We start from the raw sequence: 12,721 nt of genomic DNA on the forward strand, positions 1-12,721 counted from the left end.
GCAAAATGCTTATCTTTTTAAAACTGGAAGGCGGAACAGGAATGAAGAGCAACGTTACGATGCGGGATATTGCAGATAAGCTGGGAGTAAGCAGCGTGACCGTGTCGAAGGCGCTCAATGACAAGGATGGGGTTAGCGAGGAGCTAAAAGAGCGTATTAAGACGCTCGCGGGCGAAATGGGTTATCGTTTCAATACCGTTGCCAAGTCCATGAAGGAGGGCCTCACCTATAACATAGGTGTTGTCATTCCTGAACGTTTTACTGGCCCCGGCCAATCGTTTTATCTGCACATCTACCAGCAAATTTCACGGGCACTGGAGCCATACGGCTACTATGGCATCCTTCACATCCTTCATCGCGAAGACGAAGAACAGCTTAATCTGCCACGTATCTATTACGACCGCAAGGTGGACGGCTTCATTCTCCTGGGTCAAGTGAGCAAGCCATATATCGAGCTGGTACAAACCATGGATCTACCCAAAATGTTTCTCGATTTTTATGATGAACATGCCGATATCGACTCCGTGGTGACGGATAATTTCTACGGAGCATATGAGCTGACCAACTATTTGATCGCCCAGGGGCATCGTGATATTGCATATGTAGGCAATATCTATTCCACCAGTAGTATTCAGGATCGTTTCCTCGGCTACTATAAATCCTTGCTGGAGCACAGACTGCCCCTCCGTAACGAGTGGGTGCTCAGTGACCGGGACGACGAAGGTACTTATGTTGAAATGGAGCTTCCTCAGCCGCTACCAACTGCCTTTGTATGTAACTGCGATCAGGTCGCTCACAATCTGGTACACAAGCTCATTGGTCTGGGATACCGCGTACCTGAAGACTGCTCTGTGGTCGGATTTGACAACGATGTATACGCCACTCTTATTGTTCCGCAACTGACCACGGTCGGAGTAGACATCGAGCAGATGGCACGTACCGCGATTGATTCAATGATGAAAAAAATAAGTCATCCCGGCAGCCGCTTTGGTCGAGTCCTGGTGCAGGGACATATTGTATATCGTGATTCCGTGCAGCCCATCCAGAGACCATGATCAATGCATATCTTACTTTGGGGAGAGGTCATCGCTATTCTCAATTTTCCACAACCAAAAGCCGCTCAGCATGTCGCTGGAGCGGCTTTTGACGTTCATAAATTCTGCAGTGTGATCATCGTACTCACATTCAATTGTGGATTTTGCAAAACCCTGGATTAGGAGCGCTGGGCGACAAAGGAATTGCCCGCCCGATTGAGAATCGGCAGCATCCGCATTTCTTGCCCCATCGAGGCTTGGCAAAATGGACAAGCCGGCTCGTTCAAAAAGGTGAAATCCGTTCGCATCCAACCGTTGCAACCCTCGTTTGTACACGACCAAATAGCCGTATTTTCCTCTGGAATGATTTCCGGGGCCTGGCGTCTGTACATCTATATCCCCCCTCGGTTTTTATAGGGTAATATCCCCTGTCGGCTTACTGTTAATTCCCACCTGTCCGGGTATTAATATGCTCCAACCTCCAAAAAATATGCGCAATTTACCAAAATGTTTATTTACGGATAGCCTTGGTCCAGAAACCGCCATGAAATTGCTTCGGCTCTACCGTAATGACAAAAGCCTTAGGATCCAGCTCCAGAATGGACTGATACAGCTTATTCTGGTTTTTCCGTTTAGCCAAAATTTCCATTACCAGGCGTTCTCCATCACGTCCACTGCCCAGCCAGGCTGTAACGCCGTATCCCTTGTCCCGCAGCGCATTGGCAATTCCTCCATTGATCTCATTGCTGATCACCTTAACGGTGACATAACCGAGCGCTATTTTTTCCTCAATCCATGCTCCAATAAGAATGCCCAATGCATAGCCAATGGCGTATACTGCAAGACTTGCCACTTGATCCAGGTACTTAAGCACAACATTCAAGCCCAACACATAGACCGTAACTTCCACGGTGCTAATGAGCGCAGCAATGTACTTCTGTCCTTTCAGCGTCAGAATCATGCGCAGTGTATACGCCGATACGTAAATAATTTGAATAACGAGAATAAATAATAAAATTTTGAGCATGCGCTCACTCCCCACTTCACGTTCTGATTTAACCCGTACCCAACATTATACCCCCGTCTGTGATATACAGCCTCTGGTTTCGTATTACCCTCGCTCGGGTAATGACTAACTACAGCATGCTGAATGAAAGTTCGATCACATAAGGAGGGCTATAACATGAAGGATAACGGAACTAGCGATAAAATCAAAGGTAATGTGAACAAAGCCAAAGGTGAAATCAAGGACCAAATCGGGAATGCTACCGATAATAAGTCCCTTCAAGCCGAAGGTAAACTGGATAAGGCCAAAGGCCATCTTCAGGAAACAGCAGGCAAACTGAAGGACGGCAAATAATCCTGAATGGATAACCTCGACGCACTGTTTTACCAACAAGTCACGCTGTCTTGTGCAGCGGGCTTGTTTTGTGTTGTTCGGATACTTTTGGAAAAACTTTTGCGCAAACAGGGCAACTTTTACGGTTGCTGTTGCGTCTAACCAATATAAGCACAACCCATAATGACTCTTCCAACCTGTTGGATTTTGTAGGCATTAATGTTACTCTAGTCTATGAACCAGGCTATAATTCTTAAATAAAGGGGTAGACCAACGAATGAAATCACTGAAATCTATCAAAAAACCTGTCATCATCACTGCCGTATCCGCCTTGGCCATATCCGGGGCTCTTTTCAGCCAGTCCACATATGCCGCACAAGTGACTAAGCCGATCCAAGCAGTATATAACAATATCAAAATCATCTACAACGGAACCGAGGTTCCTGCTGATGCTAAAACAGAACCATTTCTGCTGGATGGCGTGACGTATATCCCGCTGAAGCTGGCAGGTACAGCTTTGGATAAAAAAGTAACATGGGATGGCACAAACAAACGCGTAGTCATTGCTGACAACGGCGTTCCGATTGACCAGTCTACAGTTACGGCGCTGAACAACCAGATTACGACGCTGACTCAAGAGCTCAACACAGCAAAAGCAGCAAACACGACGAAAGACGCTACCATCGCTCAATTGCAAAAAGACAATCAGACGCTAAAAGATGAAGCGAGCAAAAATAGTTCTAGCACCTTGAAAGATCTTCAAAAGGAGCTGAACGATGATCACAGCGATGCCTACGATACTAATTCGGATATTGAGCTCAGTGGCAACAAAAACGATATTACAGTGACCATCGAAATGACGAAATCCAGATGGGAAGGTTTATCCAGCAGCAAACAAAGAACCTATCTGGAAGATATCGTTGAAGATATTTTGAAAGAGTACAAAGATGCCGAGGTAGAGGGTACGGTTAAGAACTCTAGTAATAGAGATAAATTAGCAACCTTTACAACCAATAGCAGAGGCGATGTTACGATTAAAAAAGTAGGTACATCTTTCGACGCAAGCAGTATCCAACGTGATTTATTCAACAGATACAGCAGCTACGCCGGATACGGCTTTGATTTCAGCGTAAGAGGCGACAGCAGTAAAGCTAACGTGGATGTGTATGTAAATCCGGATGATTGGAACAAAATGTCAAATTTACAAAGAAGCAACCTGACAGATGGCATTATTAATTTTCTTAAAGACGAAGAGTCCATTGATAGAGTCGATGGAACTATACGCAATAAAGGGAACAGCAGTCAAATCATTACCTTCTAAGATTAATCTTCCAAAAAAAGCGACAAAGGCCATGAAGCCTTTGTCGCTTTTTTATGATGCACAATCATATGCATTCCACTATTTAATCATCCTACCTACGGAAGTAATATATTTTACATAATCATTATCCGCATCGATTGTATCGATATTCATTGTATAAACCAAATTACCAGGACTGGTTATTTTAACTTTGTAAAACATACTGGGTTTAGAATAAGGATATACACTATAGGTCCCTTTGCTATAAACAATCAGAGGATTAAAGTCAATTTGCTTGAAGGCGGGCGATAAGTCGCTCTTATACGTAGCATGAATATTCAATACACCTTGCCTTTGATCCCAGCCAAAGGAATTAAGATCAAATGCATTCGCATCAATGACTTGGGCCAAGTCTTGTCCCTTAAACCTCATAAGAACTGGACTTTCCGTGAAGCTATCATGTCTTAGTTTCAATAAGCCACGTTTGGGATCCCATTCCATCTTCGCATCTGTATCCTTCAACAAAATGGATACCGGCAAAAACATTGCATTACTTAGCATGATAGGGACTGTATCCATTGTCATGGGTTCGCCGTTAACCGATATTTCGGGTGATCCAATCGTTGCCGTTACATTACGCCCCAACAGATCAACAGCAGCCGTCTTGTTCGCTGCATTATAAGTTACTTTACCGCCCAGTATATCCTCAGCCGCTTGGAGCGGTATAAGCAGCCTTCCCTTCTTATCCACAAAGGGTGATGCAGGGTAGGTGTATAAAACGTAATGATCATTGACCTTCAACTGTATGGGGGTATGAGCATGGGCTGATGTCGAATTGGAGTGTGCAGTAGCAAAACTTAGTACAATCATAAGGCAGACCAACAGTCTGATTTTCATAATGCTCTCCTTTGTTAGCGTTTAGGTTAAAACAACAATTTGTTCAAGTAACAGTTCTTACGACTTATTTTTCATAACTAGCTTATCCTCACAAAAACATAACGTCAACCATAATTTATAATTTTTACCTAAATAAAGATCATCCTCCGAAAGACTCAATCTAAAATAATGAGGATTCATTTTACAGGTATACCTCGGTGTTGGATGCCGAGACCCTCCTTATAGCCATATAATTCATAAATACATTAATAATATTTATAAATAGAAAGGTATTTAGCGATGAAAGCAGAATATATCACTGTATTCCAATTCAGAAAGGGGCAAATGTGTATGATGAGAAGTTTTGTTAAACGTAAAGTCAGGAAAAGCATTGCAATAACACTAACATTATTATTAGCAATCGCAAGCGCACCATTAGGTGCAATAGACGCGGCGGCAACGGTGCCAGACCAGAATAATAAGCAGGATGCGCCAACCTTCTCTAATGTATCGGTTCATGACCCTTCCATTGTCAAAGACGGTGACACTTATTATGTATTTGGGTCACACATCTCTGCGGCGAAGTCAAAAGATCTTACAAACTGGACTTCTTTTGCAAACGGTTACACTACGCCTGGGAACACACTTTACGGGGACTTATCGAAGAATCTAGCTGGATCTTTCGCTTGGGCGGGTGAGAATGATGCGGATAGTAAGGGAGGATTCTCGGTATGGGCGCCCGATGTATTTTGGAATGAGCATTATGTCAATGAGGATGGGACAAAAGGGGCATATATGATTTATTATAGCGCATCTTCCACCTACATTCGTTCCGCGATCGGCATTGCAGTTGCACCTAAAATCGAGGGTCCATATCAATATGTGGATACCATTATACACACTGGTTTTACGAAGGAGACTGCATTCGATAAAGATAGCAAGGTAGATAAAAAATGGACAAATACGCCGATTCAACAACTCATTAAGGAAGGCAAGCTTGAGGGGCTCAGACCGGGATGGTTTAATACCGATGGTTCTTATGCGAACCGGATGTTCCCAAATGCAATCGATGCAAGCGTTTTTTACGATGCAAACGGTCGCTTGTGGATGACGTATGGATCATGGTCCGGGGGAATATTTTTACTGGAGCTGGATAAGGCAACTGGCAAACCCATGTATCCAGGTCAAGATGGAACTACGGAGGATGACCGTCTGATTGATCGTTATTTTGGCACCAAGATCGCAGGTGGATACGGTGAGTCCGGGGAAGGTCCGTATATTGAATACCACCCAAAAACGGGTTATTACTATTTGTATGTAACCTACGGCAGTCTTGCAGCCGACGGAGGGTATAACATGAGGTTATTCCGTTCTAAGAAACCGACAGGACCTTATAAAGATGCCAAAGGACAGAATGCTGTTTTGCCGGCAAACACCAAAAATACAACTTATGGCAACAAGTTGATAGGTAATTTCTTGTTCGATAGTAAGATAGGAGACCCCGGTACAGGCACTGGCTACGGCTATGTTTCCCCAGGACACAATTCTGTATACACCGATCCTGCTACTGGACAAATGTTTGTCGTTTTTCATACCCGATTCCCTCAGCAGGGGGAGACACATGAGCTGCGTGTACACCAAATGTTCATGAATCAGGATGACTGGCCTGTCGTAGCTCCTTACCGTTACGGTGGCGAGACGCTTACAAAGCTGGATGAGAAACAATTCATTGGCGATTATCAATATATTAATCATGGCAGTGATTCTTCGGCTACGATCAAGAATACACAATTCATTCAGCTTAGAGCAGATCATACCATCGAAGGCGATGTGCGAGGAACATGGCGCAAGTCAGGGGATGCGAATATCCAATTAACACTGGATGGTGCTGTGTTGGATGGGGTATTCTTAAGACAATGGGATCAGGTTTCGAATCAATACATCCTGGCGTTTACAGTTTTATCGAATAAAGGTGAGATGGCTTGGGGCAGTAAGCTCCCTGATATGACCGATACGACAGTAGTGGACAGTGTGTATCGTGAATTAGATCTTGGCGATACAAGTCGGGTGACGACTAGCCTGAATCTTCCGAAGGAAGGCAGTCGGCAATCCCGAATTACCTGGAAAACTTCAGACCAAAGCGTCATTACGGATACAGGTGAAATCAAGCGTCCAGGAATCGGAGAAAAGGCTGCATCTGCCACTTTGACGGCTACCATTACCAAAGGAGAACGTGGTCGGGACAAAGTTTTTAACATCACGGTATCCCCTTATGAGAAAGCAACATTGACTGCGTCATACACATTTGAAAATAATCTGGAGGATCAGCAAAATGTTTTTGCTAATGGAGAAGTTATCGGTGACCGAATCGATCGCCAGGGTGGAAGTGTATCCTACGCTGAAGGCGTAAAGGGCCAAGCTGTAGTCCTTGATGGAAAGTCAGGCATTGCTCTACCTGAAGGACTCATATCCAGCTCAGCATATTCCGTGTCACTGTGGGTAAAACCAAGCGATTTAACTCTGCATACACCAACTTTCTTTGGAGCTATGGATAGTAACCACTGGATTAGCCTTCTGCCCAGAGGACCCGAGAAGGATAATACAATGGTCTGGTCCGGCAGCTCACTTTGGTATACCGGCAGTACTGGCCTAAAGATCAAAACAAATGAATGGACCCATCTCGCCTTCACTGTAGAACGTGGGGTGTTAGCCGTGTATGTGAATGGCGAGCTTCAATTTATCGGTTCAGAATTCCCAGATGTCTTTACCTCCAAATCTGGAACATTCAGCTTAGGTGTCAACTGGTGGGACCCTGCGTTCAAAGGATCTATTGATGATCTGAGTATATTTGAAGGTGCGCTCCCCCCTGTACAGGTGGCAGAGTTAGCGAAGATGAAGTGAATTAAGACTAATGAATCGTAAGCAACTCTAGTGTCGAAAAGAAAAGCTACAAAAAAAGAGAGCGCTGAATAGCGCTCTCTTCCAATGAAACATATAAAATATAAGGAATATTAATAGGCCAATGCAAAAAGTCCTTTGATGTGGGACAAGTAACGGATGTTACTGCCTTCCTTCATCAAAGTAGCTACAGCGCCTTTCAGTTGGGTGCCATTCGCGCCTACAGTACCGATCGCGTCTGTTCTGCCCAAGCTGCCCAGTGTACCGGAGAAGACTGGTGTAAAGCGTTCCATTTTCGCTCCGTTGAAATAAGCGAAGATGTTGTAACCAACTAATTCGCCCATTTGCCAAGCCAACTGTGCAGTTGGAGGGTATGGACGCTCGCCTTCACCCGGGAACACCACTGCGCTGTCGCCAGCGAGGAAGATGTCTTCGTGAGAAGTCGATTGCAGTGCACCATTCACAGTTGCGCGACCACGGTTTACTTCGATACCAGATGCGCCAACCAGTGCATTACCTTGTACGCCGCCTGTCCAGATCAGTGTGTTCGTTTTGATCGAACGTCCGTCTTTCAAGAGAACTTCGTCAGCTTTCATTTCTGTAATCGGAACACCCGCTACGATTTGAACGCCACGTTTTTCAAGGCTTGTTACTGCACGATCAACCAGTGGTTGAGGGAAGCCTGCCAAAATAGATGGTCCAGCTTCTACGCAATACAAGTTGATATCTTCGTAGTTAATACCTTTTTCGCGACAAATTACAGGCAATTTGTCAGCATATTCGCCCACCAGCTCAACGCCTGTCAGACCGCCACCACCGATAACGATTGTAGCGTCTGCTTGGTTACCGGATTGCTTGTAAGCATCCAGACGAGCTTCCACATGTGCGCGAATACGATTGGCTTCTGCCACAGATTTCAGCGTGAAACTATGCTCTTGCAGTCCTGGAATACCAAAGTAAGCCGTTTCGCTGCCCAGGGAAATAACGAGAGCGTCATAGCTCAACGTAGCGCCACTGGCCAAGGTTACTTTTTTATCATCAGGCTTGATTTCGGAAACAGTATCCACTTTCAGGATAATTTCTTTGTTACGCAGCAGTTTTTCCAAAGGAAGCGCAACAGCTTTTTCGGCAATTGTACCTGCCGCCAAACGGTGCAGTTCCGTAATAATTTGGTGCGACGCAAAGCGGTTAACCACTGTAATGGTGGCTTGGCTAGCGTCCATATGCTGGCGTGCTGTAAGAGCGGCCAGCAATCCGCCGTATCCGCCGCCCAAGATCAAAATTTGCTTCGACATGTCCATCCTCCGTTCTCGATCAGGTAATTATTTGCTTTCGCGTTGGCGCTCATTCAGAATATCCAGGAAAGCCTGGCTGAAACGCAGCGTTTTTTGTACATTCGGATCTTTAAGCATTTTGAGCAGGCCAAACAGACCTACACTGCCGTCCGTAGTTTGTACACGGTCATTTGCTTCAATTGCAGCAGAAGCCAATCCTTTAGCCGAATCTGTAACAGGCTTCACAAACTCTCCCATGGAGCTTTTCATATCTCCGATAAAGACAGGGTCAGTCGCCAGACTGCGAGCTACATCATAAGCGTCGGTCATCAAAGTAACCATCTCAGTCAACTTGGGCAGATTTTCTACCAGCACGGTCAGCGATTGCTGAACCTCCGGTTTCATCAATTGGTCCAATACATCCCGAGACTCTTTGGTAGCTTCCTGTGTTACTGCCACCTCTTGTTGGTTTTCAGACATGCGTGAACGTCCTCCTTTACTGTGAAAATAGAAGTCCATTCCTTTCTCGTAACCTGTATCCATAAACTCTAGCAATAAAACGTTCATCGAATTCACGCCCTTAAACATGCAAGAAGCACAGCTAAAACCGGCCTATACCCTACAGGGCAAGACTGATTTATCGCAGATGCCAATTGTATATTGCTCAGACGGTATTCTGTTGTTACTGCTGCGGAATATTCCACGAAGCGCTCCTTCGTGACTACAACAGGCCGAAACGGAACCCTATACCTCTATATTACACCTTTCACGACACAATCGTCGAAGAAATTTTAAATTTGCACAAATTTCTGCAAAATTTTTATTGTTATTTTAGATAAAAATTAGAATAAGCTCGATTTTTGTCCAAGTTTCCCTTAAAAGAAGGGTCATCTTATGCTAGAGGAGGGTAATAAAGAGAGTGAGTTTTAGTTCGATAATATGAAAATAACACAAAATATATTCATACGGAGGTTTTAAATGATGGCTAAAACATTTGGAGATATGGTTCAAGAAGCGAGGCAGCACGTTCAGGGCATTGATTCACAGGAGGCACGTCAGCGAATGGAGGCAAATCCAGATACATTCGTTATCGATGTACAGGACTCCCATGATGCAGGCGCTTGCGGTCTGATTCGCGGAAGCGCCAATATTTCATTGGGCATGCTGCCCATCCGCGCTGACTTGGAGGTTCCACAGGATTTGCGTGACGAACGTCTACGTGACCGCAACCGCCCGATTATCACCACTTGTGGGGCAGGCGGACAAGCTGCATTGGCAGCTTATACACTCCAGCAGATGGGCTTTACCAATGTAGCTTTTATCGAAGGCGGAACAACAGCCTGGAAGGAATCCGGCTTTGAAGTAGAACTGTACTAAGGGATCTACGCTCCAAGAGTCGCCCTACGTATGTAGGGTGCCTTCAGAAGCGTCAGGATTATCAGGTGCCTCGAAATCATCAGGAGACGGCTGCGGTACACCAGACTCAATGAACTCATCTACATCGCGGGCAGCCTTAACTTGATTGCATTCATTGCAAGCACATACACAATTGACCGGCGTCGTGTGCCCCCCTTTTGCCCGAGGCAGTAAATGATCAATCGTGTCACCGTAGCCCCCGCAAAAAAAGCAAGTATAGCGGTCACGCTTAAGCACATATTGACGAAATTCCTTGTTGCTATACAGTCTGCGCACGGTGTATGGATTAACAATCACCGCCATACGCTCTCTGACCAAGGTCATGGCCAGATCAAGCTCAATCTCTTGATGCCAGCGTCTCCCCTGGTCGGTTTTGCCTCTTAGCCGAATCATGCCATTGCGATTGAGCCGCAACGTCCGGGTATCCGCAGGCTTCAGCCTGCTAAGCAGATGCCGAACCCGTTGCCGGTGGCACTCACGCGCTTTGTCCGTGACCGGCTTCCTGCAGGGGCGTTGTGCCTCCATAGGTAGCGACGCCTCCAGGCTGTGCGCAGCCGTATTTGCTTCAAGGCTATGCTGCGTCACGGGAGCAGCCGAGGGATTTGTTTCCTCGCCGGAGGGAGCGGACGTAGCCGCACGTTCTTGCGGGGCCAACCCCCGGCAGGAACGGCAAGGACCACGCCGGGAATAAGGACCAGCCCGGCGACCCGTTCTGCGCTGAAAGTCCGTTAAAGGTTTCATCTCCTGACAATACGTACATTTTTTAATCAGCGGTTTGCTTGCTTCATCCTTGTTCTGCTGTGTTTCTGTCACGTCCACTCCTCCTTTCCTCTGTTGCTCGCGCTTCACAGTTTGCCCAAAACCCGAACTATTGTTAAGTTAGATTCATTTTACCGTTTTCACGTTCTCTTTTCTAGCTACCCGAGTCGTTGTGAACACTCAGGTATAACAAATTTTAATGATTCAGCATACGTTATACAGCGATCCTTGTTCTTCATTCAGCATCATATTGACCGTCTGACGTTTAGCCCCCCTCACTTGGTGGGTAACTTGTTATATATGAAGGAGGGACGCACATGAAAAGGAACCATACGATGATGCAATTTTTCGAGTGGAATGTCGAAGCTGACGGTTCTCACTGGAAAAAGCTTACCCGCCTGGCGCCGGAACTGAAGGCCAAAGGAATTGACGCGATATGGATTCCACCTGTCACCAAAGGCCAATCGCCCGAGGATACGGGATACGGCGTCTATGACCTTTATGATCTGGGCGAATTTGACCAAAAAGGTGCGGTGCGCACCAAATACGGAACCAGGGAAGACCTGCTGGAGGCTGTTGCCGCCTGTGTTCGCCACGGCGTGGCCGTCTATGTCGATCTGGTCATGAATCATAAGGCCGGCGCGGATGAAACTGAAGTATTCAAGGTCGTCGAGGTTAACCCGGATAACCGCAATGAAGTCATTTCCGAGCCCTTTGATATCGAAGGCTGGACTAAATTTACGTTCCCCGGCCGTCAAGGTCAGTATTCCACATTTCAATGGAACTTTGAACATTTTAACGGAACCGATTACGATGCAAGCCAGGACCGGACAGGAATCTATCGTATTTTAGGTAAAAATAAAAGCTGGAGCGAAAATGTAGATGATGAATTCGGCAATTATGATTATTTAATGTTCGCCAATATTGACTATAATCATCAGGATGTGCGCAAAGAGATGATCCGTTGGGGGAAATGGCTGGTAGATACTCTGCAATGCAACGGATTCCGTCTGGATGCAATCAAGCATATTAATCATGAATTTGTACGAGAGTTTGCTACAGAAATGATTAAAAAACGCGGGCAGGATTTTTATATGGTAGGCGAGTTTTGGAAACCGGATCTGGAATCGTGTCAAAAGTTCCTGGATACCATTGATTATAAAATCGACCTGTTTGACGTATCCCTCCACTACAAACTACATAGCGCTTCCTTGGGTGGCAAGGATTTCGATTTAAGCACCATTTTCGAGGATACGCTTGTTCATACCCATCCCCTGAACTCGGTTACTTTTGTCGATAATCATGATTCCCAGCCGCATGAAGCGCTCGAATCCTGGGTGGAGGACTGGTTCAAGCCTAGCGCCTATGCACTCATCTTGCTGCGCAAGGACGGTTATCCCTGTGTGTTCTACGGCGATTACTACGGTATCCAGGGGCAAACGCCCGTGAAAGGCAAGCAGGCTGAGCTAGACCCGCTTCTATATGCCCGGTACCATAAAGCTTATGGTGAGCAAAAAGATTATTTCGATGATCCCCATACGATTGGATGGGTTCGTCAAGGCGTGCCTGAACTGGAAGGCTCCGGATGTGCTGTGGTGATCACCAACGCAAATGACGGAGAAAAGCGCATGTTCGTAGGCAAACAACGTGTAGGGGAAGAATGGATGGATTTGACCGGACATCACGATCATACCGTAAAGATTGAGCAGGATGGCTACGGCATATTTCCCGTTCGTGCCGGCAGTGTATCGGTGTGGGCACTTCCCGCAGAGGAAGACAGCCAGGAAACAGAAGAAGTGGAAGCGAACGCTTAATCTATACCCAA

At 45.9% G+C, this 12,721-nt stretch carries 12 protein-coding genes; 6 read left to right on the plus strand and 6 right to left on the minus strand.

Features of this window, described 5'->3' with window-relative positions:
- Positions 1-41: 41 nt before the first annotated feature.
- Positions 42-1,055 (plus strand): substrate-binding domain-containing protein, encoded by a 1,014-nt coding sequence (locus G9G54_RS11060; RefSeq protein WP_023990888.1) that lies wholly within the window; start codon positions 42-44, stop codon positions 1,053-1,055.
- 158 nt (positions 1,056-1,213) lie between these two features.
- Here the strand turns inward: G9G54_RS11060 and G9G54_RS11065 are convergent, their stop codons facing one another.
- Positions 1,214-1,426 carry a cold-shock protein gene (locus G9G54_RS11065; protein ID WP_025721956.1) on the minus strand — a complete coding sequence of 71 codons (213 nt, stop codon included), beginning with the start codon at positions 1,424-1,426 and terminating at the stop codon, positions 1,214-1,216.
- Between the two features lie 119 nt (positions 1,427-1,545).
- On the minus strand, positions 1,546-2,061 hold the full coding sequence (locus G9G54_RS11070; protein ID WP_023990890.1) for a DUF2179 domain-containing protein: 516 nt from the start codon (positions 2,059-2,061) through the stop codon (positions 1,546-1,548).
- Between the two features lie 156 nt (positions 2,062-2,217).
- On the opposite strand from G9G54_RS11070, the gene G9G54_RS11075 reads away from it, so the two are divergent.
- A complete protein-coding gene (locus tag G9G54_RS11075) occupies positions 2,218-2,394 on the plus strand; it encodes a CsbD family protein (RefSeq protein ID WP_013312524.1) in 177 nt (58 codons plus the stop codon).
- Positions 2,395-2,650: 256 nt separating this feature from the next.
- On the plus strand, positions 2,651-3,694 hold the full coding sequence (locus tag G9G54_RS11080) for a stalk domain-containing protein (RefSeq protein ID WP_165177996.1): 1,044 nt from the start codon (positions 2,651-2,653) through the stop codon (positions 3,692-3,694).
- 78 nt (positions 3,695-3,772) lie between these two features.
- On the opposite strand, the gene G9G54_RS11085 is transcribed toward G9G54_RS11080, so the two are convergent.
- Positions 3,773-4,570 (minus strand): copper amine oxidase N-terminal domain-containing protein, encoded by a 798-nt coding sequence (locus G9G54_RS11085; protein ID WP_165177998.1) that lies wholly within the window; start codon positions 4,568-4,570, stop codon positions 3,773-3,775.
- Positions 4,571-4,900: 330 nt separating this feature from the next.
- Between G9G54_RS11085 and G9G54_RS11090 the strand changes: the two genes are divergently transcribed.
- Positions 4,901-7,450 (plus strand): LamG-like jellyroll fold domain-containing protein, encoded by a 2,550-nt coding sequence (locus tag G9G54_RS11090; protein WP_165178000.1) that lies wholly within the window; start codon positions 4,901-4,903, stop codon positions 7,448-7,450.
- A 110-nt stretch (positions 7,451-7,560) separates the two neighbouring features.
- Here G9G54_RS11090 and G9G54_RS11095 read toward each other — a convergent pair whose 3' ends face one another.
- Together G9G54_RS11095 and G9G54_RS11100 are read right to left on the minus strand one after the other, a co-directional pair.
- Positions 7,561-8,742: an NAD(P)/FAD-dependent oxidoreductase gene (locus tag G9G54_RS11095; RefSeq protein WP_061829474.1), complete on the minus strand. Its 1,182-nt coding sequence runs from the start codon at positions 8,740-8,742 to the stop codon at positions 7,561-7,563.
- A 27-nt stretch (positions 8,743-8,769) separates the two neighbouring features.
- Positions 8,770-9,201: a DUF1641 domain-containing protein gene (locus tag G9G54_RS11100; protein WP_013312528.1), complete on the minus strand. Its 432-nt coding sequence runs from the start codon at positions 9,199-9,201 to the stop codon at positions 8,770-8,772.
- A gap of 501 nt (positions 9,202-9,702) precedes the next feature.
- On the opposite strand from G9G54_RS11100, the gene G9G54_RS11105 reads away from it, so the two are divergent.
- Positions 9,703-10,098 (plus strand): rhodanese-like domain-containing protein, encoded by a 396-nt coding sequence (locus G9G54_RS11105; RefSeq protein WP_023990896.1) that lies wholly within the window; start codon positions 9,703-9,705, stop codon positions 10,096-10,098.
- 24 nt (positions 10,099-10,122) lie between these two features.
- Here G9G54_RS11105 and G9G54_RS11110 read toward each other — a convergent pair whose 3' ends face one another.
- Entirely contained in the window at positions 10,123-10,950 is an 828-nt protein-coding gene (locus tag G9G54_RS11110; protein WP_165178002.1) for an HNH endonuclease, read from the minus strand.
- Positions 10,951-11,213: 263 nt separating this feature from the next.
- On the opposite strand from G9G54_RS11110, the gene G9G54_RS11115 reads away from it, so the two are divergent.
- On the plus strand, positions 11,214-12,710 hold the full coding sequence (locus G9G54_RS11115) for an alpha-amylase (protein WP_165178004.1): 1,497 nt from the start codon (positions 11,214-11,216) through the stop codon (positions 12,708-12,710).
- Positions 12,711-12,721: the final 11 nt, after the last annotated feature.

Source organism: Paenibacillus sp. EKM212P (assembly GCF_011066115.1).
GTDB lineage: Bacteria > Bacillota > Bacilli > Paenibacillales > Paenibacillaceae > Paenibacillus > Paenibacillus polymyxa_B.